Origin of the sequence: Larkinella rosea (assembly GCF_003858635.1) — a bacterium.
GTDB lineage: Bacteria > Bacteroidota > Bacteroidia > Cytophagales > Spirosomataceae > Larkinella > Larkinella rosea.
The window spans coordinates 1,157,932-1,179,696 of sequence record NZ_RQJO01000008.1; the positions used below are offsets into that span (position 1 = coordinate 1,157,932).

Annotated in this window: 20 protein-coding genes; 10 read left to right on the forward strand and 10 right to left on the reverse strand. The window is 50.5% G+C overall.

What is annotated here, in order from left to right; genetic code table 11:
- Window positions 1–776: 776 nt before the first annotated feature.
- Both EHT25_RS13535 and EHT25_RS13540 read right to left on the reverse strand, forming a co-directional pair.
- A complete protein-coding gene (locus EHT25_RS13535; RefSeq protein WP_124875301.1) occupies window positions 777–1,643 on the reverse strand; it encodes an alpha/beta hydrolase in 867 nt (288 codons plus the stop codon).
- Between the two features lie 166 nt (window positions 1,644–1,809).
- Entirely contained in the window at window positions 1,810–2,364 is a 555-nt protein-coding gene (locus EHT25_RS13540; RefSeq protein ID WP_124875303.1) for a DUF4142 domain-containing protein, read from the reverse strand.
- Between the two features lie 526 nt (window positions 2,365–2,890).
- Between EHT25_RS13540 and EHT25_RS13545 the strand changes: the two genes are divergently transcribed.
- Entirely contained in the window at window positions 2,891–3,343 is a 453-nt protein-coding gene (locus EHT25_RS13545) for a hypothetical protein (protein WP_124875305.1), read from the forward strand.
- The gene (locus EHT25_RS13550) at window positions 3,261–3,947 is read left to right on the forward strand and encodes a DUF1684 domain-containing protein (RefSeq protein WP_310588749.1); all 687 of its coding nucleotides are present in this window, start codon (window positions 3,261–3,263) and stop codon (window positions 3,945–3,947) included. The genes EHT25_RS13545 and EHT25_RS13550 overlap by 83 nt, the downstream gene beginning before the upstream one ends.
- A 64-nt stretch (window positions 3,948–4,011) precedes the next feature.
- Here the strand turns inward: EHT25_RS13550 and EHT25_RS13555 are convergent, their stop codons facing one another.
- On the reverse strand, window positions 4,012–5,484 hold the full coding sequence (locus EHT25_RS13555) for a mandelate racemase/muconate lactonizing enzyme family protein (protein WP_124875307.1): 1,473 nt from the start codon (window positions 5,482–5,484) through the stop codon (window positions 4,012–4,014).
- Between the two features lie 231 nt (window positions 5,485–5,715).
- Between EHT25_RS13555 and EHT25_RS13560 the strand changes: the two genes are divergently transcribed.
- The 3 genes from EHT25_RS13560 (at window position 5,716) to EHT25_RS13570 (ending at window position 8,145) form a co-directional block, all read left to right on the forward strand.
- Window positions 5,716–6,648 (forward strand): RraA family protein, encoded by a 933-nt coding sequence (locus tag EHT25_RS13560; RefSeq protein WP_124875309.1) that lies wholly within the window; start codon window positions 5,716–5,718, stop codon window positions 6,646–6,648.
- A 10-nt stretch (window positions 6,649–6,658) separates the two neighbouring features.
- Window positions 6,659–7,591 (forward strand): RraA family protein, encoded by a 933-nt coding sequence (locus EHT25_RS13565; RefSeq protein ID WP_124875311.1) that lies wholly within the window; start codon window positions 6,659–6,661, stop codon window positions 7,589–7,591.
- An 89-nt stretch (window positions 7,592–7,680) separates the two neighbouring features.
- Window positions 7,681–8,145, forward strand: a complete 465-nt coding sequence (locus EHT25_RS13570; RefSeq protein ID WP_124875313.1) for a regulatory protein RecX — start codon at window positions 7,681–7,683, stop codon at window positions 8,143–8,145.
- A gap of 62 nt (window positions 8,146–8,207) precedes the next feature.
- Here the strand turns inward: EHT25_RS13570 and EHT25_RS13575 are convergent, their stop codons facing one another.
- From EHT25_RS13575 to EHT25_RS13590, 4 genes are all read right to left on the reverse strand, one after another.
- Window positions 8,208–8,903, reverse strand: a complete 696-nt coding sequence (locus EHT25_RS13575) for a class I SAM-dependent methyltransferase (protein ID WP_124875315.1) — start codon at window positions 8,901–8,903, stop codon at window positions 8,208–8,210.
- The gene (locus EHT25_RS13580; protein ID WP_124875317.1) at window positions 8,900–9,094 is read right to left on the reverse strand and encodes a DUF2283 domain-containing protein; all 195 of its coding nucleotides are present in this window, start codon (window positions 9,092–9,094) and stop codon (window positions 8,900–8,902) included. The genes EHT25_RS13575 and EHT25_RS13580 overlap by 4 nt, the downstream gene beginning before the upstream one ends.
- Entirely contained in the window at window positions 9,091–9,351 is a 261-nt protein-coding gene (locus tag EHT25_RS13585) for a DUF4258 domain-containing protein (protein WP_124875319.1), read from the reverse strand. The genes EHT25_RS13580 and EHT25_RS13585 overlap by 4 nt, the downstream gene beginning before the upstream one ends.
- A 165-nt stretch (window positions 9,352–9,516) precedes the next feature.
- Complete coding sequence (locus tag EHT25_RS13590) at window positions 9,517–10,506, reverse strand: ribonucleotide-diphosphate reductase subunit beta (protein ID WP_124875321.1); 990 nt, start codon at window positions 10,504–10,506, stop codon at window positions 9,517–9,519.
- A 255-nt stretch (window positions 10,507–10,761) separates the two neighbouring features.
- On the opposite strand from EHT25_RS13590, the gene EHT25_RS13595 reads away from it, so the two are divergent.
- On the forward strand, window positions 10,762–11,589 hold the full coding sequence (locus EHT25_RS13595) for a glycosyltransferase family 2 protein (protein WP_124875323.1): 828 nt from the start codon (window positions 10,762–10,764) through the stop codon (window positions 11,587–11,589).
- A gap of 17 nt (window positions 11,590–11,606) precedes the next feature.
- On the opposite strand, the gene EHT25_RS13600 is transcribed toward EHT25_RS13595, so the two are convergent.
- On the reverse strand, window positions 11,607–13,004 hold the full coding sequence (locus tag EHT25_RS13600) for a four-carbon acid sugar kinase family protein (RefSeq protein WP_124875325.1): 1,398 nt from the start codon (window positions 13,002–13,004) through the stop codon (window positions 11,607–11,609).
- Window positions 13,005–13,118: 114 nt separating this feature from the next.
- Here EHT25_RS13600 and denD point away from each other — a divergent pair, with 114 nt between their 5' ends.
- Both denD and EHT25_RS13610 read left to right on the forward strand, forming a co-directional pair.
- Complete coding sequence (gene denD / locus EHT25_RS13605) at window positions 13,119–14,066, forward strand: D-erythronate dehydrogenase (RefSeq protein WP_124875327.1); 948 nt, start codon at window positions 13,119–13,121, stop codon at window positions 14,064–14,066.
- 4 nt (window positions 14,067–14,070) lie between these two features.
- Complete coding sequence (locus tag EHT25_RS13610) at window positions 14,071–15,531, forward strand: GntP family permease (RefSeq protein ID WP_124875329.1); 1,461 nt, start codon at window positions 14,071–14,073, stop codon at window positions 15,529–15,531.
- Between the two features lie 10 nt (window positions 15,532–15,541).
- Here the strand turns inward: EHT25_RS13610 and EHT25_RS13615 are convergent, their stop codons facing one another.
- Both EHT25_RS13615 and EHT25_RS13620 read right to left on the reverse strand, forming a co-directional pair.
- Complete coding sequence (locus tag EHT25_RS13615; RefSeq protein ID WP_124875331.1) at window positions 15,542–16,684, reverse strand: FAD-dependent oxidoreductase; 1,143 nt, start codon at window positions 16,682–16,684, stop codon at window positions 15,542–15,544.
- Between the two features lie 12 nt (window positions 16,685–16,696).
- Window positions 16,697–17,293 carry a TetR/AcrR family transcriptional regulator gene (locus tag EHT25_RS13620; RefSeq protein ID WP_124875333.1) on the reverse strand — a complete coding sequence of 199 codons (597 nt, stop codon included), beginning with the start codon at window positions 17,291–17,293 and terminating at the stop codon, window positions 16,697–16,699.
- A 263-nt stretch (window positions 17,294–17,556) separates the two neighbouring features.
- Here EHT25_RS13620 and EHT25_RS13625 point away from each other — a divergent pair, with 263 nt between their 5' ends.
- Together EHT25_RS13625 and xrtN are read left to right on the forward strand one after the other, a co-directional pair.
- Window positions 17,557–20,190: an XrtN-dependent VIT domain-containing protein gene (locus EHT25_RS13625; protein WP_124875335.1), complete on the forward strand. Its 2,634-nt coding sequence runs from the start codon at window positions 17,557–17,559 to the stop codon at window positions 20,188–20,190.
- On the forward strand, window positions 20,177–21,238 hold the full coding sequence (gene xrtN / locus EHT25_RS13630; protein WP_124875337.1) for an exosortase N: 1,062 nt from the start codon (window positions 20,177–20,179) through the stop codon (window positions 21,236–21,238). Before EHT25_RS13625 ends, xrtN begins: the two co-directional genes overlap by 14 nt.
- The last annotated feature ends 527 nt before the right edge of the window (window positions 21,239–21,765 follow it).

Sequence of the window (21,765 nt, forward strand, 5' to 3'; positions counted from 1 at the left end):
GAAGATGTTGGCGAAACATTTCTGTTTATTCACGGTTATTCCGGTCTTTCGAATTTAGAAATTTCATACAATAAATCTCAAAATGTTACCGATGTATCGCTTTTGAATACATCGGTTTTGGCATATCCGACAAACCGGAAGCGTACGATTATTGTACTCAAAATCATGCGCATACCGTACAATTATTCATCGATTCGCTGTAGTTAAAAAATAGAATCTTAGTCGTACATGATTTTGGCGACCCGATCGGATTTCCTAACGCAATGAGTCATTCAGAGACTATCAAAAAAATAGGTGTACCCAACACCTGGCAATGGAGTAACCGGAGCGATCCCGCGTTTAAAAAAATCAGTATAATATGGAATAATCTACAGCACTCGTTTCTAGATACATATTTAAATTTTTCGCCTAGGTATTTATTACCAGTTTCTTTTGGTAATAAATTAAAACGAGCTAAGCAAATCCATCAACCGTATATAAAACCGTTTTCGTCCCGTCGACAGCGAAAGGAGCGCTGACTTTTAACTGTTCTTTATGGCAGGGTCAGGAAGGGTTTGAAAAACTCCGGAGCCGGAGACAAGTGCGGGCTCAAAAACCGGTTTTGCTGATCTGGGGATTTCAAGATCAGCTTGTTACCCTGCTTTTTAAACCGACTCAAACATTCCGGTTACCCGATTGCGGCCACTTTCCTCTTCCCGGGGAAAGTGAGCCGTATCGCATGCGATTCCTGTGTTCAGGAAGCTGTATTCGAACCGGAAAACCGCCGTTTTATAACCTTAAAACTGATGGAAAGAGGCCGAAACAAACTCTAAAACCGTCGGCAGGGAAGTCCGCCAATAAGTCCAGGTGTGGCCGCCGTCCCGAATCCGAAATTCGTGGGGAATTTCTTTTTTACGCATCGCAATATGCACCAGCGAATTTCCCTCAAACAGGAAATCATCGTCCCCGCAATCGATGTACCAGCGAACGGCTTTTTTCTGATTATCAGGCACATTATTGATCAGCGTCAGTACGCTTTGCCGGTTAAAATAAGCCTGTAGTTCTTCATCGGTAGCAGTCTGGTTATTCCGGGCCAGTCGGGTTTTGGCATCCTCGATCGACGATGGACCGGTTGCGGCACTGAGTGGGCAGGCCGATGAAAACAGCTCCGGATGATGCAGGGCGTAGGTAAAGGTTCCACCACCGCCCATCGACAACCCGGAAACCGCCCGAAACCGCTTTTCGGCTTTAATTCGGTAGTTTTTTTCAACGAAAGGCATCAGTTCTTCAAAGAAAAAATCTTCGTAGCGCCATTCATTTTTAATGTCATTTTCATACCCGCGTCGGCCGGTGTTGGCGTCGGGCATGACAATAATCATCGGTGTTGCCTTGCCTTCAGCGATGGTTTTATCGGCAATGTGCAGCACTTCACCGAATTGTACCCAGCCCGTGTGATCGTCTCCGGCACCGTGCAGCAGATAGAGAACCGGATACGTCCGCTGCGAGGTTTCGTAATCGGGCGGCAGGTAAATGGCAAATTTCCGGTCACTCTTCAAAATCTTACTTTTTAGTGTCTGATTATCAAGTACTTTTCCGGTTTGGGCAATCAGCAGAACTGGGCATAAAACAAAAACGAGGAGCAGTTGTAAAGCGGTTTTCTTCATCCGGTTTAGTTGGTTTAGGAAAATGTAAAACTGGCCGGAAAAGAGTGGTTTTTAACAAATAAAACCGCTTCGCTGCAACGGCGCCGACCAATGCCCAAGATACGACAAAAAATAAAAAAGGGACAAAGGATTATCCCTTGCCCCTTTTCGACGGGTTAGTAAGCCGTTATTTCATTCCTTCATGAATTGCGTTGATCGCATCATAGTGTTTCTGAAGTGTCGGCAGTGTTTTTCCGGCAAAGGCTTTCACATCAGGATCTTTCGCATTGAAGGACGCATCTTTAAATAAATCGATATCTTCCTTGTGGTCATCAACCATTAGTTTGACATATTCCTTATCAAATTCGGCACCGGATAGCTTGCTTAAATCATCCACATGCTTTTGATGTTCGTCGCTTAACGTCGCAGGAAGGGTGATATTTTTGGAGGCTGCAATGGTTTTAAATTCCTCATTGGCTTTGGAATGATCAGCTACCATCATGGCACCAAAATCTTTCACACTTTTGCTCTGCGCTTTCTGTTCGGCCAACTTACCCAACTCCACTTCCATCATGCCTCCGCTGGCGGCTTTCACCGCAAATTCAGAGTCATCTTCGGGCATTTCTTTTTTCTCATTGGCATCTTCGGCCTGTTCGGCACTGTCCTTGTTACTGCTTGTATTACACGATTGGAATGTCCATGTGCCCAGCACGAGCAGCAGGAATACGCTTACTTTTTTCATGATCGTTGAGTTTTATATGGATTGTACTTGGCTTTTAAACCGCGGGTCACATGGAATGTTTATCATAATTATCCAAAGGGACGATTTGAACATTTAAATGGGTCAATGGTTCTGCGCGTTGTACCTCATTTTGCGACCGGTTTTTGTATTTGTTCTTTAATTTATAGGAAGATTAAGTAAAAGTAGTGTAGGCAATAACCGGAATTGTTTACAAATAATGAGGGTACATTGGAATGATAATGGGTTCATAAATTCGGAGTATTACCGTATTTTTTACAGCTCTTTAATGGATATTATTTTCAATGAATTGTTATTTACAAGATGTTGTTGTTTGAGTATTTTCTGCTAATAGCTACTCCGATTCAATCATTTGAAAAAAGTGTTGATAAGTAATTAGTCTGCTTATTCGGTAACATTAATTAGGAATTAAAATTGAGTGTTAAGTGTATAAAGAATAAAATAAAAATGGAGAGATATTAAATAGATTTCAATAGATTTGCAAACAAACATTTTTTTTACACACCCAATGAAAGTCAAACCAAATAAAATCCGCTTTTTTTCTCCGGAAGACAATACGGACGAAGCACCCAAAGTAACCCCGAAAGAGACTTCATTCACGACGTCTGTGACCAAAACCGGTCGCTTGGCTTTCCCGCAAAAACTGATGGAAGGATTAAGCATCGATCCGTCAAAACCGCACTATAAAGTAGGTACGGTTAATCGCCGGAAAGGGGTAAAAGCATTGTATTTGATTCCGACGGAAGCTGGTGACAGTGAAGCTTTTGAATTATCAAAAACGGGCCGGGGATATTCCATTCCGTTGAAAGGTGTACTGCAGAAAATCGGACTTAATTTCCAGGATCATGAATATACATTCACGATCAATCCGTATGATTATGGCGACGGGATTTCCGGATTTGAACTGGTTTCAGATCAGCAAACACCACGCAGCGGTGCATCGGATGCATCCGAAGAATAAGTCTGGAATAGCCGGAATGTTGTTCGCTTTATTCGCGAGCCTTTCCGGCTTTTCTCAATCGAATTATTCCCGGCAAATTGCCGCCCATCGGGAAGAATACAAAGCCGAATTTTTGAAATCGGCAAAAAGTCCGCTCAAAAAAGAAGATTTAAAAAATCTGCATTTCTTCGAACCCGATTCGAATTATCGGGTGGAAGCCGCCGTTCAGCGCACACCCGCTGCCGAACCTTTTGAATTGCCTACCTACGACGGCCAGAAAAAAACGTACGTCAGTTATGCGGTGTTGACCTTCCAGTTAAACGGAAAACCGCACCAATTGACGCTTTATCGCAGCCTGCAACTGGCCCGTTTGCCCCAGTACCGCGATTATTTATTTCTTCCGTTCAAAGACGCCACCAACGGCCACGAAACCTACGGCGGTGGGCGCTACCTCGACCTGCGTTTGGGTGATCTAAAAGATGGAAAAGTTCAGATTGATTTCAACAAAGCCTACAATCCGTATTGCGCCTACAGCGACGGCTATGCGTGTCCGATCCCGCCCAGAGAAAACCATTTGACGGTGGAAATGAAAGCAGGAGAGAAAAACTACGGGAAAGCGAATTGAAAATGAACATTGAACAATGAAAGTATGCGTCAGCCCATTCATTGTTCAATGTTCATTAAAAAGACTAACTCCAGTCGCGGTCGGCCGAATCGCGGGTGTTCCAGTTATCGGTAGGGGCAAACCAGGTGGCGCCTTTTTTGAGGAATTTCTTGGCGACGTCTTCGTTCAGTTCAACGCCCAGACCCGGTTTTTCGGGAACGCGTACGAAGCCTTTGTCAACGATCGGCTTCATGCCGGTAACGATGTCTTCCCAGCCGTCGACATCCACGCCGTGGTGTTCCAGCGCCACGAAGTTTTCCGTTGCGGCTGCACAGTGGATGTTGGCCATCATACAGATCGGCGATCCGGCAAAGTGCATCGCCATCGGAATACCGGCTTCTTCGGCGTAATCGCCGATTTTCTTGGTTTCCAGTAAACCGCCCGATGACGCCAGATCCGGGTGAATCATGTCGATGGCTTTGGCGTCGATGAGTTTGATAAATTCTTCTTTCGCGAAAATATCTTCCCCGGTCAGCGTGGGCGTATCGATGGCGTCGGAAATCTGTTTCCACTGGTCGGTATAGAACCAGGGGACCAGATCCTCGAGCCACGCCAGCCGGAACGGTTCCATAGCCTTCCCGATCTGAATGGCGGTATTGACGTCGAAGTGCCCGAAGTGGTCGGCGGCCAACGGCGTTTCATACCCGACAATATCGCGGACCTTGCTCACGTGCAGCGCCAGCGCGTCGATCCCTTTTTTCGTTACCTGAATCCGGGTGAACGGGTGTTTGGTCATGGCGTAATTGCCCATTTTGCCGGGCTGTGAGTCGTTCCACTGTTGCTTGACGCTCCAGTTTTTAGCACCCACCAGCATGCCCGGCGTGTCGGCAATCATGCCGATACCAAAGTCCATTTTCAGGAACGTGTAGCCCTGATCCCGGCGCCGAACCATGTGTTTGGCAAACTCGTCGTAATCTTTACCTTCAGGCGTATCCGCGTAGAGCCGGATGAAATCCCGGTATTTACCTCCCAAAAGTTGATAGGCAGGAACGTTATAGGCTTTTCCGGCCAGGTCCCAGAGTGCCATTTCAACCCCGCAAACGCCCCCGGCGGCCCGGCTGTGGCCCCCAAACTGCTTGATCTGCTTGAAGATCTGCTCGACATTACACGGGTTTTTGCCCAGAATGCGGCTTTTCAGCATGAGTGCGTAATTGGCGCTGGCACCGTCGCGCACTTCGCCCCAGCCGACGAGCCCCTGGTTGGTGTCGATGCGGATGATGGGGCTCGAAAACGGAACGCCCTGCAAAACCGCCACCCGCATGTCGGTGATTTTCAGCTCCGAAGGCTTCGATTCGCGCTTGACTTTCTGGGTGATAAACTCCATTTCGCGCTCCGGTCTTTTATCGAACATCATGCCGAGCGACAAACCGCCCAGGGCTGAGTTCCGGAGAAAACCGCGCCGATCGACTCCGGAAATCGAACCGGCCGACTGGAGGTTGTTTGCCGTTGGGGCGGGGTGTTTTTTAATCCATTCAAGTAATTGGTCAACTTTTTTCATGCGATTTGATAGATGGATTTAGGTAATACTATTTCATTCAGTCGGTATTTACATCGAAAAGCAAATTTCGGTCTGGATATAATTCAATTTGTTGAGAAAGTTACTGAAAAACCATATTTTCCGTCTGTAGAAACCAAATTTTTTCTAAACCCAGGCGAAGTCAGTATTTTACTCATTCGATTGCCTTTTTCGGTTGACTTTGACTCGTCAATCCTTACCCTTACTAACGTAATGATGAAGAAAACTTTGCTGGCAGTAGCCATTGCCCTGGCGGGAAGCTACGCAACCCAGGCGCAACGAATTGGTTCATCGGTCGAATACGTGACCGAATTAACCTCGAAATGGAAAGGTGCCCGGCTGCCCGATGGTCGCCCGAACGTGCCCGATCTGGTGCTGGAACGGCTGCAAAACTGCACACTGGAACAGATTTGGGGCTATCTGGGGAACAAAGGCTACCGCAACCAGGTCGAAAAAAACTGGGTGATTCTCAAACCGGGAGAAACCATGACCGGTCGCGTTGTTACGGCTCAATTTATGCCAACCCGGCCCGACCTCGACAGCCTGATCAGGAAGCAGGGCAAAGCCGAAGGCCGTTCGCAAAAAGGCGGGATCAACATCTGGCCGATCGACATTCTAACGAAAGGTGACATTTACGTGGCCGATGGATACGGCAAAATCAAAGACGGAACTTTAATTGGCTCGAGTCTCGGAAATGCCATTGTGGGCAAAACCGGTAAGGGCGTTATTTTTTACGGTTCGGTGCGCGACATGCAGGAACTGAAAGATACCAAAGGCTTTAATGCCTGGGTAAAAGGCCACGATCCGTCGTACATCAAAGACATGACCCCGACCTCCATCAACGCCCCGATTCGCATCGGTGAGGTGACAGTTTTTCCGGGCGACGTTGTGTTTGCGAACGAATACGGCGTGGTTTTCATCCCTGCCCACCTCGTCGAAGGATTAGTTTCAGCTTCGGAAATGACGGCCTTGCGGGACGAGTTTGAACGTGTACTTTTGCAGCAGGGAAAATACCCCTCGGGCGAGATTCACGGCGACTGGTCGGTCAAGATCAAGGATGAATTCCGGGCCTGGGTGGGCAAATACCCCAAAAAATTAGCCATCACTCAAAAAGATCTGGACGCCTATCTGGCCAAAGAACATTAATTCATTCAGCATGAAATCCGGTATTTCGCTTTTAGTAGCTCTATTTTTCCTCGTAACGGTTGTTCAGGTTTCAGTCGCGCAAACCATTCCGAAAGACGAACTGGTGTTTTTAACTTCCGAATGGAAGGGCGAGCGGTTTCCGGACGGACGTCCAAAAATTTCGGATGCGCTGGTGGAACGGGCTAAAAAAATCGGAATCGACGACGCCTGGACGGTTTTAAAAAACGAAGGCTATACCAATCAGTTCGAAGGCGGCTGGAAATTCATTCACGACGACGTGGTGGTGGCTGGACGGGCCGTAACGGCGATGTTCATGCCCAGCCGGCCGGATGTCGAGAAAAACATCAAGGAGCGCGGGATCAGCAAGCAGGGCCGCAAGGGAAATACGAACACCTGGCCCATTGAAACCCTGACCAAAGGCGATGTGTACGTGGCCGACGGTTTTGGGAAAATCGGCGGGGGAACGCTTGTCGGCGCGACCCTGGGAAATGCCATTTTCAGCAAAACCGGTAATGGGGTCGTGTTCAACGGAGCCGCCCGCGATTTGCAGGAGTTGCAGAATATCAAAGGATTCAATGCATTTGTCCGCGATTTTCACCCGTCTTTTCTGGAAGAAATGGTGTTGATGGGACTCAACACACCGATCCGGATGGGCGGCACGATGGTGTTGCCGGGCGATCTGGTCATTGCGCAGCGCGAAGGGGTTCTCTTTGTTCCGGCGCACATGGCCGAACAAGTGGTCACCACTTGTGAATTCGTAGCCCGCAAAGATCAGTTTGGCTTCGAAATGGTGAAATCGAACCGCTACACGACCGGCCAGATCGACAGCCAGTGGACTGACGAAATCAAAACCGAATTTCTGAAGTGGCTCGGCCAACACCCGGAATTGGGCACGATGACTCGTCCCGAACTGGACAAAGTGATGAGCAAACGAACCTGGTAATTGAAATAGACAAGAGAGGATAGACAAGAGACAAGAGAAACTTCGAATGATTGTCTCTTGTCTCACGTCTATCCTCTATCCTCTCAACTATGACCGACCAAACCAAAGAAATCCTGCGCCGGGCGGCTTCGTTTTGTGCCTATCAGGAACGCACACAACGGGAAGTTCGCGAACGGCTGAAGGAGTGGGAAGTGGATGGCGACGAAGCGGAGGAAATGATTGCCTGGCTGATCGAACAAAACTACCTGAACGAAGAACGGTTTGCCAAAACCTTTGCGGGCAGCAAGTTCCGGGTGAAACACTGGGGACGGCACAAAATCCGGCAGCACCTCAAACAGCGCGGCATCACCGGTTACAACCTCGAGCAGGGCATGAAAGAAATCGAGCAGGACGATTACCGCCAGACGCTCGTTGATCTGCTCGACAAAAAGAAACGCAGCCTTCAGGGCGAAAGCCCGTTGGTGTTGAAACAGAAACTGGTCCGCTATGCCATCAGCAAAGGCTACGAAAGCGAGCTGGTGTGGGCGGTGTTGGGGGAGAGTAATGACCATTGACGATCGACGATTGACCATTGATGATTGACCATCGACGATGGTCGGCGGTCAATGGTCAATCGTCACTTTTCTACCCCAAAATACGTGTAAAAATACTCCGGTGACTTCAGGTTGAGCCAGTGGGCCCGGTTTTTCGCCAGATCGTCGTACGAAAGGGCATCGATTTGAGCGGGCGTGAAATTCAAAACCGTTTCCGGTTTTCGGCGGGTCACGATGCCCAGGCCCTGATCGGTATCCAGCACAAACACGTTCAGGTCGGGACGCTGACTGCGCAGGTGCAGGATGGTTTTCCAGACATCTCCATTCCACTGGCCTTCCACCCATTCGTCGTACGGAACGGCCGCGCCGGGCGTAAGCGGATTGCAGTCGTGCAGGATGATCACGCCGTCGTCGCTCAGGTAACGAAGCGTGTTTTCGACGTCGCGGAGCGCAAACTGGTATTCGTGCATGCCGTCGATGAGCGCCAGTTGGAGCGGTTTTTTACCAATGACCCGGTCGGCGTCTTCCGCAAAAAACGCATCGCTTGTTTTCTCGAAATACTGGTTGGCGAGGTTCGCCGGGTTAATGAGCGCTTTGCCAATCCGCCGGAGCCGGTCGAACGAAAACGCCGGATCGACGGCCAGTTTGAACGGACTTTTGACGCGAAAAAAAATGTGGCCGTTGGCCACGCCGATTTCGAGGTAATTCTTCAGCTTTTTCTGACGCATCAGGGATTCGATAACGTCCAGGCGGTTTAGGGTAGTAACCGTTTCTGTCATGCAACTTCTAAATCAATACTGGTAGGTTGCTTAATCCGGGTAGATGCATCTAATATTTCAATACCAACGATGAGTCCGTCTTCCGAGTAGTCTAGTATAACGCCCGGTTTGTCTTCGTCGCTTTCCATTATTGGCATATCATTCAAGCGGATATACAAGACATCAACTTCTTTATCGTATCTTACTTTCATATATATTTTTCAATTTTCGATGTTATGTAACCAGTGATTACTACATTAGGTTCTCTTCCCGTGTTTACATAAATACGTACCAAGTACGGCTTTTCTTCACTAAGATACACAATCTTCTGATATACTTTTTTATCCTCATCTTCAGCATCATCCTTTATTGAATCAGGAGTTGCTAATACGTTTTCTATAATATCAATAGGGATACCTCGTTCTTCCATTCGAAGTTTTGCATGTGCTGATATAATATATTCCATCATTTATAAATTGTTATTCTGTAAATGCATTTTCTGCTTATTTATGAATAAAGAATACTTTTTTGAATCTCGTAGATACACTTTTTAAGTGAGTTATCAACTGTTGTTTCAAAAAATGAGCCTGTCGGAAAACCGGCAGGCTCATTTAGTTATTGGTTATTTAAGGAATTAAAAATCAGCGTCGAACGTGATTTTTTGATCTTCTTTTTCTTTCGTCGACGACATCACGCCCGCTTTCTGGTATTCGCCCACGCGTTTCTCAAAGAAGTTGGTTTTGCCCTGCAGCGAGATCATATCCATGAAATCGAACGGATTGGTCGAGTTATACACTTTCTGCAAACCGAGCGACACCAGCAGGTGATCGGCCACAAATTCGATGTATTGCTTCATCAGATCGGCGTTCATTCCGATGAGCGAAACCGGCAACGACTCGCTGACGAATTCCTGCTCGATGCTGACGGCATCCTTGATCATGGCGTATACCTCCGACTCCGGCAGTTTATTCTTGATGTGTTCGGTGTAAAGCATACAGGCAAAGTCGCGGTGCAGCCCTTCGTCGCGCGAGATCAGCTCGTTCGAGAATGACAGACCGGGCATCAACCCGCGTTTTTTCAACCAGAAAATCGAGCAGAACGAACCGGAAAAGAAAATACCTTCCACGGCCGCAAACGCCAGCAGACGCTCAACAAACGTGCCGTTTTCGATCCAGCGCATGGCCCAGTCGGCTTTCCGTTTCACGCACGGAATGGTGTCGACCGCCCGCAGCATTTTATCTTTTTCGACCGGATTTTTGATGTACGTATCGATCAGCAGCGAATAGGTTTCCGAGTGGATATTTTCCATCATGATCTGAAAACCGTAGAAGCATTTGGCCTCCGCGTATTGCACCTGCGACAGAAAACCGACCGCCAGATTCTCGTTGACGATGCCATCGGAAGCGGCAAAGAAGGCCAGCACGTTGGAGATAAAATGCCGCTCACCGTCGTTCAGGTTTTCCCAGTCGCGCTGGTCGAGCGAGAGGTCAATTTCCTCCGCCGTCCAGAACGAGGCTTCGTGCTGCTTGTACATTTTCCAAATGTCGTGGTGTCGGATCGGGAAAAGAACGAACCGCAGTGGATCATCTTGTAAAATCGGTTCGATTGCTGCTGGTTGAGCCATGAGCTTATTGAGGTATTTGTATAAGTAACGTGCAGAAAATTAAAAAGCGAGCTAACAAAGTTATCGGATTGACGGAGGAATGCAACCGAAAAAATGCAGGGTGAAAGTAATTCGTCAATCGCTTATGGAATAACTACATAGCTATCAAATAGTTGTTGAAATAACTGAATAATAACTTCTTGGAAATCTGCTAAAATTTGATTTTTGCATTGAAAAACAGTCATTTGTACCGTTATCTCGATTTTTTGGCCCCTTATGTCTGTATTGCCCTTACCTGATCCGCCCTTGGTGAGCGCGGTTATGATTACGCTCAACTCCGCCCGTATTTTGCCGGACGTGCTGAGCGCACTAACGTGGTGTGATGAAGTGGTGGTGGTCGATTCGGGCAGCGCTGATGAAACCCTGTCGATTGCCCGGCAGTTCGGCTGTCGGACACTCCACCGTGACTTCGACGGTTTCGGGTCGCAGAAAGGATTTGCCGTCAGTCAGGCCCGTAACCACTGGGTGCTGGTGGTCGATGCCGACGAAATCATGACCGACGAACTCCGGGCGGAAATCCAGCTTCGGCTCATGGAAGTCGAAACCGGTCAGCTCAGTTTCCGGGGTTTTGAGGTGCCGATTTCGCTGGTGTTTCTGGGTCGGCTGATGCGCTATGGGGGTGAATATAAAATGCCCCACCTGCGGCTTTTCGACAAGCGGTTTGGCAACTACAACACCGCCCGGGTGCACGAAGACGTGGTACTGAACGGCACGGTCGGCAAGCTGACGAATCACATGCTGCACGACAGCTACGGGAGCATCCACGACTATTTCGAAAAATTCAACCGCTACACCACCGCCGGAGCGCACGAGTTGGAGGCCAAAGGAAATCGGGGGTTCATCACCCAGATGATTTTTCGTTTTCCGATTACATTCATCAAAGAATACCTGATCAAGCGTAATTTCCTCAATGGCTACCCCGGTTTTATCTGGTCGCTGTTTTCGGGAATGTATCCGGTGGTGAAATACGCGAAACTGCGGGAAATGCGGAGTCGGCACAAGTACAGGTCGGGCAAGGTTTCGGCCGAATCAAACCGCTCCTGATCAAATTTTCGACAACGTTACCCCTCCATTTTCCGGCAAACCGCTTCCAGCGACGTTTCATCGCCCACGTTGCCCGGAAAAACCACGTAACGAATTCCCGGAAATTTACTTGCTGCGTCCATTTGCCAGACCGGAACACCGGGAATGACCGCTCCCAAAACCAGTGCTTTTTCGGCAGAGAGCGCTTTGGTAGCGAGATCACTGGAGGTTATGCCGCCTTTGGCCACCATAAATTTCGGCCGGACGATCAACCCGTTCACCACGCTGACCAGAAAACCGGAAACAGCCGCGTTGATTGCCAGACTGCTTTCCGAATCCAGACCGACTTCCAGTTGGCGACTGGTATAAATCACCACATTCATTCCGGCCGACAGCCATTGGTCCGTTTGCCGGCTGATGGTTTGGGCCTGCGCTACCAGGTCGACAGACGTCAGAATCTCCCCAACATTCACCTCCATGGCTTGGTAGTTTCCGTTTTCCAGCAGCCAGTTCAGTTGCTGGGTCGTTTTCGGAACGTGCGAGCCCACAATCACCAGAGCGCCGTTGGCCGAAACCGCATCCGTTTTTTGGGGCGTATACGGTTTCCCGGATTCCATTCCGGCCCGAATCGGCACCAGTGTGGCCGAACTGCGGTACAAATAGGTTCTCCCGGATTTTTCGGCCCTGATCAATCCCATCGCCACAACTTCCAGATCGCGGTAACTGGCGGCATTCACAATACAAACCGTTCCTTCCGGACAACGTTTCAGTCTCTCCCCAACCGCCGTCGGTCCGCCGATCCGAATGTCTTCCAGCGAGATGGAATTTACTTCCGACGCTTTGATCCGACCGCCGGTTTTTTCTTCCACCCACTTTTTAAGGTTCGCATTTTTGTACCCAAACACCACATCCCTGGCAAAGGGTGATTCCGAGACCGGTATTAATTCCTGATTTTCAATCAGGTAATGGATGTCGTCAATCGTAATTCGACCGCCTTCCACAAACGCCGGAATTAAAACCGTAACGGCATTTTTCATCGTCAGTGTTTCAGCAATCGCATCGACTTCGGCCGGAAAGTGCCCGCGCAGCGTCGAATCGCTCCGGCTAATCACCACAATTTCCCGGCCACTTTCGTGAACGGCCCGCTTCAGGTTGGTGCCGATTTCCTCGGTAAGCTTCACGACGTCGGATTCAGACAGGCTGCGCGAATTAGTCAGAATAAACAGAATGGCCGGTTTTTTCGTCAGTTCTTCCGCCATCAGCGACACGCGCCAGGTTGTCAGCACGGTTACATTGGAACAGGTCTGAGTGCCGGTCGGATCGTCGTCGAGCACAACAATGGTTTTGTTGCTCCGCTGAAATTCTTCTTGAATGGACGCCAGCAGACTCTCCGGATAGTCGGGAGGCAATTGCGCCATTTTCTGATCTACATACATTTTACACTTTTTTATAAACTCAGTCCTATTGATAAGAGTATAAACCGGTCGGCAAATGGCTCTTTACGAATGAGTAAGCGGTTTTTGTTCAAAACTACATTATCCCACAAATCTATGCAGATAATTATAACGGGGGGCGCCGGTTTCCTGGGTCAACGACTGGCAAAAGCGCTGTTAACCAGCACACTGGAATTCGACGAACTAACGCTGGTCGATATTGTGCTGCCGGTTAATCCGATTGGTGACAGCCGGGTAAGCTGTTACCAATCGGATCTGTCGGAACCGGATGCGGCAAAAAAACTGATCACGCCCGAAACCGGGATCGTTTTCCATCTGGCCGCGGTGGTAAGCAGTCACGCCGAAAAGGACTTTGATCTGGGCTGGAAAGTGAATCTGGATACCACCCGGCACTTGCTGGAAGCCTGTCGGCATCAAAAACCGGGGATTCGGTTTGTGTTTGCCAGTTCCTTCGCGGTTTATGGCGGAACGCTTCCCGCCGTTGTCGATGATAAAATGGCCGTTACTCCGCACTCATCCTACGGCGTTCAGAAAGCCATCGGCGAATTGCTGGTCAACGATTATACCCGGAAAAACATGGTCGATGGGCGGGTGTTGCGGTTGCCCACCATTTGTGTTCGGCCCGGCCGACCCAATCTGGCGGCTTCGTCGTTTGTCAGCAGCATTATCCGCGAGCCCGTTAACGGCGAGAAGGCGGTTTGTCCCGTTGCGCCCGAACTGCCCGTTCTGTTGTCGAGCCCGGATACGATCATCGCAAACATCCTGAAAGGGGGAACGCTGGACGCGTCGGTTTTCGGCGAATGGCGCACCGTCAATATGCCCGGCATTTGCGTTACGGTGCAGGAAATGCTCGACGCCCTGGAGCGGATTTGTGGCAAAGAAACCCGGGATTTGGTCGAATTCCGGCCCGATCCGGCCATTCGTGTGCTGGTGAATAGTTGGCCCGGTGCCGAGGATAATACCCGCGCGCTGCAGCTTGGGTTTACGGTTGATACTGATTTTGACCAGTTTATCACGCAATATATCGCTCAGCACAAAGCGTAGTCGAATGCAGCACCTTTCCGTTCCCCTGATTGGCCTGACCGTTGCGGTTTTTGTACTGGTTTTTCTGGTGTTGCGCACCAAAGTGCATCCGCTGATCGCCATGATCATGGCGGCCTGTATCGCCGGGCTCACCGGCGGTTTGTCGGTCAACCAGACGCTCGACGCCATAACAAAAGGCTTTGGCGCGACGCTGGGCTCCATCGGAATTGTCATCGGCCTGGGCGTAATGATGGGACGAATTCTGGAGGTTTCCGGGGCTGCCGAACAGATCGCGTATTCGTTTATCCAATGGCTCGGAAACCGCAAAGAAGAGTGGGCGCTGGCGATGACCGGTTATCTGGCCAGCATTCCCATCTTTGCCGACTCGGCTTTTGTCATCCTCTTTCCCATCGCCAAAGCCCTTTCCCAAAAAGGAAACCGCTCATTGCTGACGTTGGGCATTGCCCTCGCCGGTGGTTTGGTGGTGACGCATACCCTGGTTCCGCCAACGCCCGGCCCGTTGGGTGTCGCGGGTCTGTTTGGCGTTGACATTGGGGCGATGATGCTGTTGGGAATGGTATTGGCAATTCCCTGCACGATTGCGTTCATTGTATATGGCCAATGGCTCGGCAAAAAATATGCCGGTTTTCTGGAAGAAACAACGGCGGGCGAAACCCTGCCAACGATGCCCGCGATCTCGGTCAGCGAGACAGAAAACCGCCCGTTGCCGACTTTAACGCTGTCGTTACTACCCATTCTGGTGCCCATTCTGCTCATCTTTATCAAAGCCATCATCACTCTGTTTCCGTTGCCGACCAAGACAGATCCGGCGGTTTGGCGCTGGACTGTCGAAGTGCTGCTGTTTGCCGGTGCACCGATCATTGCGCTCTGCATCAGTACGTTACTGGCGGTTTATACACTGATTCCGTACCTCGATCGTCACGAAAGTTCGGCGCGGCTGGAAGAAGGGCTGCAGTCGGCGGGTATCATTCTGATGGTGACGGGAGCGGGCGGGGCACTGGGCTTTGTGGTGCGGGAAGCAGGCACCGGTACCCAACTGGCCGCGCTAATTGCCAAACTGCCTTTTTCACCCCTCATGATTCCGTTTCTGGTGTCCACCGTCATTCGTTTGATTCAAGGCTCTGCCACGGTCGCTATGATCACCTCAGCGTCGATTACGGCACCGATTCTGGCGCAAATTCCGGGAATGAATATGCTGTTTGCAGCTCAGGCCGCGGCCATGGGGTCGCTATTTTTTAGTTATTTCAATGACAGCCTCTTCTGGATTTTCAACCGCATGATGGGCATTGTGGAAGTAAACCTCCAGATCATGGCGTGGTCGGTCCCTACCGGCATCGCCTGGGCCGTTGGGGGCGTGTTGATTGCTTTGATCAATCTGGCCTTTGGTTCCGGTGGTTCCTGGCTCGATCCGCTGATTCCGCTGAGCGGTTTGGGAATCATTTCTCTAGTGTTGCGCCGAAAATGATCGATTAGACTTAACTGAGCACATTCAGCAGAAAGGCAATCGCATCCGGTGAGTGCAGGGCCGCGGTCGATTCCATCGTCTGGCGGGCGGTTTCGCTGGCCCGGAGCCGCATCCGTTTTTCGTAGGCGGCAATGGCCGATTGAACGTCCGAAAAACCGTCGCTGGTCAGGCACTGGCTTAATTCCAGCGCATCCAGCATGGCCATATTGACGCCCTCTCCGGCATACGGCGGCATCAGGTGCGCGGCATCGCCCAGCATCGTCAGGTTCGGTAAAGCGTCCCAGGTCTGGTCGAACGGCATGCAATACTGCGGGCGCGGCACAAATGCTGAACTGGCGTTTTCGAACAATTCCTGCCAGATTTCGTCCCAATCCGCAAACTCGGTTTTGAACCAGGCCAATACATGCGCTTTGTCCGAAAAATCGATGCCGCTCTCCCGACTCCAGTTTTCAGCGGTTTTCGTACCCGTATAAAATACCAGACTACCGTCGCCTTTCGAGCTGACAATCAGGCTTTTTTCGTTACCCATCGCAAAGATTTTTCCGCCATTCAAAAGTTGATGCACCCTAGGACTGGCGATTTCCGATTGATTAACCGCGCCTTCCACGATCGTAACACCGGAGTAGAACGGCTTAATCGGCGTGATGTACGGACGGATTTTGGAGTTGGCGCCATCGGCCGCAATCACCAGATCGGCAACGACCGACGCGCGGTTTTTAAATTCCAGTTTCCAGGAACCGTTTTGCGGGCTCATAGCTGCGAAATGACTGTCCCAAATCACGGTGCCGGGCTGCAGCGAATCCAGCAGAATGGCCTGCAAGGGGCCCCGATCAATTTCCGGCCGGGTGGCTTCGTCGGCCGCATTGTCGGAGTCGTCAAAAACGATCGTGGCGGTTTTATCGACAATCCGCAACCGGTCGGCACCGGGCCGGTAATTCGCCCGAAACGCATCCATCAAACCGGCTTCCTGCAACGCCAGCAAGCCCGATTCCTCGTGCAAATCCAGGGTTGCGCCTTTGGGCCGGGCGTCTTTGTGCGCATCCCGTTCATAAACCGTTACGTCGGCGCCCTGCAACTGCAATAATCGGGCGAGAGTCAACCCGCCGGGGCCACCGCCCACGATCGCTATTTTCTTATTTTTAATCACATTCATGGTTTTTATTTTTTACTTCAACATGCCTTTCGTCACGACCTCGCAGCACGCCAGCACCAGTTCCTCCGTGATGAGTTGCGTCGGACGGGACTGGTAATCAAAATATTCATTGACCAGATCAAGCAGGGGAGAAAACAGCAACGCCCGGTGGACATCCGTCGGAAAATTTCGAATAATTCCGGCGGTTGCGTGCGATTCCAGAAACCGGTGAATCGGCGCAAAGAATTGCCCTTCCCGGATACCGGCTTTCTGGTAAGCCTGATTCAGCAAGGGGGACGATTTGCCGTATTGCAGCAAAGCAAACGAAGGGCGGTTTTGGGTCAGATACCGGAAGGTGTTCAGCCAGATTTTTTTCACGCCTTCGCTAAAACCCAGTTCCGGACTGAAATTTTCCAAAACCGCTTGTTCATAAGCCCCCAGCACTTCTTCGATGAAGAGTTTGATCAGAAAATCTTCCTTGTTTTCGTACTTGATGTAGATCGTTCGGGGGGAGACGTTGGCGGCTTTGGCCAGTCGTTGCATGCTCAGATTTTCCAGCCCTTCCTCCGCAATGATGTGCAGCGCAACGGTGCGGATGGCTTCCTCTTTTTCTAAATTCTTCGGTCTCATGGTGAGCTTTTTCGGGGTGTAATGAGATAACGGTTTAAAATAAGTAAACGTTTATTTACTAATAAATATTTTTTGCACTTGATTTAGCCAAGCGTACCCGTGCGGTATTATTTCAAGAGGTAACCAGCAAACAATAACGGCAACAAATAGCTATCTTGTTTGTAATCAGGTAATTGTAGAGTGAGTTAAAATAAATTAGGGTCTGAGATTGACAATCGGTTTTCTTTTACTTTGTTTTACAAAGTTCTTTTAAACCGGAAATCATGAACACATCTTTCACACCAATCCGGACCGAGCCCGATCGCTCGACCCCATCTCCCCAACCGCTTGAACAGCCCGAAGTGGTTTCGATCCCGGTCAACCAGGCGCCCTGGTGGTGGCTGGCTTTCCGGCAACCGAGTTTCTACTGGGGCTTCCTTTGCGTAACGTTTTCGACGCTCTTATTTGCGCTCTTCGATCACTACGTTGCCCAAAACGGATTTCCCCGAAATTCGTCCGTGTATATCGCCCATTACCTGATCGCCGTTCTGTATACCGTTGTGTTGTTGTATAGTAAGGAGTTGCGGTTTTTCAAGGCTCAACCGGAAGAGGGACGTCCGGCCCGCATGCTGGCACTGGTATTGTGGCTCATCAGTGCCTACGCCCTGAACCGGGAGATGCCGGTTTTTCAGCAATCGGTGTCGTGGCTGCAGGGTATGCTGGTGCTGGCCGGAATCCTGATGGTTGGTGAGAATTGGCTGGAAGGGCTTTCGGTGCGCGGGCAACAGTTGCTGATCTTCGGACTGGCGATGGTCTGGTGGCTGTTTTTTTACCAGACAATTTACGTCGGTCCTTATTATCATTTCGGTGTTTTGGGGCTGTTTATATTGGGGATTGGCAGCCATATTTTTATCCCGTTACTCATCACCATTGCCATTGGCCGGATCCTGATTCGAAGCTGGAACGACCACGAGCACCGGCGACCGGCGATTGTGTTTGGGCTGCTGGTGCCATTGGTGATAACGGGCTGGTTTCTCGTTAAATGGTCCCGAATCAGCACCCAGATTCGCTACACCTCGAATGCGGTTCTGGCCCGGAATGACGACGAACTGCCCTCGTGGGTTCTGCTGGCGCAGCAACTTCCGGCCGATTGGGTAACGGAACGGTATCTGAAAACCGGTTCGATGTTCAGTCAGTCGGGTGGTCGCATGAATTCCATTTTTGGGCGGCAGCAGGAACTGCAACGCCATGATCCACTGGTTTTTATGGCCACGGCTTTTCAGAAACCCGAACGGGAATTGACGATGGATGTTGACAAACTCATTGGAATGCTGTATACCTCAAGACACCTGACCGAAGAACGGCTATGGGCGGGTACGAACCTGCGAACGACCAACGTACTGACACAGGCCCGGATCTATCCCGAATACCGCCTGGCGTATACCGAAAAAACGCTGCACGTGCGGAATGGTGGCCAGACGCAGCAGGAAGCGCTGTATACCTTTCACCTGCCGGTTGGTTCAGTGGTCACGTCACTCTCGCTTTGGATTGACGGTCGCGAAGAGAAAGGCGTGCTGACGACTAAAGCCAAAGCCGATACGGCGTACCGGACCATTGTAGGCGTCGAACGGCGTGACCCGTCGGTGGTTCACTGGCGGGAAGGAAACCGGGTGACGGTGCGCGTTTTTCCCTGCCTGCCTTATGGCGAGCGACAGGTAAAAATCGGCATCACCTCACCCCTCCGATTGGAAAACCGGCTGGATGGACCGCAGCAACTGGTCTACGAAAATGCCTGGTTCGAGGGTCCTGACACGCAGGAAGCAACGGAAACCGTTAAGCTGGATTTCTCGCAAAAACCGCTGCACACCGATCTGCCAGACTTTCTGGAACCCGGTTTTTTTGACAAACCGCTGGAAAAACAACTGCTCAGCAACGCGGATTATCAATCGGCCTGGGAAATCCGGTTTGATGCGCCCAAGCTGTCCGCTGGTGGATTCCGTTTTGGCGGTAACACCTACGCTGTCGAACCCGCCCGGCAGACGCTGGAAGCGTTCAGGCCGCAAGCGGTTTTCCTCGATCTGAATCAGGCCTGGACCAAAGCCGAAATAGATGAAGTGATGAATCTGGCCCAAAACCGTCCGGTTTGGGTGTATGACGAAGGACTGGTTCAACTGACCAAAGACAACCGTGACGAATTGACCGAACGGCTTCTGAAGCAGCGGTTTAGCGTATTTCCGTTCTATCGTATTCCTGATCCGGCAACGGCTTTGCTGGTCACGAAAGGCTCGGAAGTGGGGCCACAACTGGAAGATCTGGCTCTTAGTCCGTACGGCGAATCATTGAATCGGCAGGCCGAAAACCGCCCGGCGCTGCGGACGTTTTGCCTGTCGAAACCGTCGGATCTGGTCAAAACACTGAGCGAACTAGGCGTTCTGCAAACGGATTACGGCACCATCAGCGAATTACAAACGCTGGTAAAACAAAACCGGTTTATTCAGCAAATGGCTACCGATCAGTCGGTTATGTTGCCACAGGCTGGTCTGCTGATTACCCGAACGCCCGAAACTGTTGCCAAACCGGCTCAGGCAAAAGCGCCCGATCATTTGATTCGGTTGTATGCCTACAACCATCTGCTGAACCAGATTGGGCGGAATTATTTTTCGAAAAATTACATGAAAGACTCGCTCTCGGCCGAAGCCCTGCAAGCCAACGTCGTTTCGCCCGTTTCGAGCCTGATTGTGCTGGAAACCCAGGCCGATTATGAGCGTTTCGGTATTCAGAAATCAAAAGACGGTTTGGCCAATGCGACGCTGAAAAATACCGGTGCGGTGCCGGAACCGCACGAATGGGCTTTGCTTTTTCTGGCGGCCATCTGGATTTTTTATCTCTGGCAAAAAGGCGGTTATGTGGGCCTTTGACCTGACCTTTGGGCTCGGACTGGCGTTGGCGGCTTATGTGCTGCTGACGCCCGCCCGTCGCCGGTGGACCGTCCTGCTCGGCGGCCTGGCGCTGGCATCGCCCGGTTTGCGGTGGGTGACGGCGGTTTTTGGTTTCCCGATCCGGCTGCAACTGAGCGCGTGGGTTGTGGCCATTTTACAGGCTTTGGGTGCCGATGCCACTGCAAATGGCAACCTTATCCGGCTGAATGGCGTCGATTTTGCGGTCGATCCGGCCTGTATGGGTTTGCAAATGACCGGTTTGTCGGCGCTAACGGGCTTGTTTCTGATCATTCATCTGGAAAACCGCACGCGAACGTATCTCTCGTTCGGCTGGCTGACAGGAGTTGCCGGTGGGGTCGGAATGTTGCTGATACTGACCAATTTACTGCGGATTCTGGCATTAGTGATCTTCCGGATTGCACCCGAAAATCCGTTGCACGATGCCATAGGCATTGCGTGTCTGGTAGTGTACCTGCTGATTCCGCTGACCTGGGGCTTGCCGCGGCTTTACGAGCGGGTCGGAAAGCCGCGGCCGCCGGTTTTGGGTCTGGGCTGGACGCGGCTGGCAATGCTCTATGGCTTGATGGGGCTGGCCGGGTTTGGGGTGGTTCAGCGGAGTCAGCCGAATTCGTCGGTCACGTTTCCGATTCCGGCGGGGTATACGAAAAAACAATTGGAAAACGGCTTCAGCCAATACAGCAAAACCGGGTCGCTGGTTTACATAAAACCGGTTCGGACGGCCTACAGTGCCGAACACAGCCCGGCGGTGTGTTGGCGGGGAAGTGGTTACGAATTTGGAAAGATTGAAGAGGAACTCATCGGAGGGCATCGGGTTTACAGCGGAACGCTTCAGCGCGGGCGCGAACGACTGTATACGGCCTGGTGGTTCACAAACGGCACCTGCCGCACCATCAGCCAGTTCGATTTCCGCTGGCGAATGCTCCGGGGTGAACCCGCTTTCGGGCTGGTCAACGTAACCGCTACCCGACCCGATGCGCTGACGGATGCCGTTCAACGGTGGTATTGACTGTTTCTTTGTTGTATTTTACGGTAACTTATTGACTATGAATAATTAATGTGATTGAGGTCTGGCCGGTTTTTTGCATTATAACGGAGAATAAAGTAGCGACAAGCGAACCATTTTGACTGGAAGATGTTACAATGACAGTTAAAAATCGTTTATCGTTTTCAGACGTTCAGTATGTTATTTGCATGATTTACGAAACCGTAAACTATAAATGACACAAGCGACATGATTTTTGGCCGCATAGCGGACGAATGTTTCCGGGTCGCCGGTGCGATAGAAAATAAGTCGTTCTCACTTTCCACCGTGCCTGTAGATACGCAACCTTCTCCCGCTAATTGCGTACCTAAAGCCACGGGAACGAATTTCGGGGGCTTGTTCTTCTACAACCATGTCGTGCCTACGGCACTTAATCGGCTCGTTGTTAATGAATGGTATAGTTTGCTTTGTAAATTAATAAACTTGAAACCGGATCAACTACTGAGCTGAAAGGTTTGGATGGGGAATACAAAATTCCTGTCTGTTTAGGT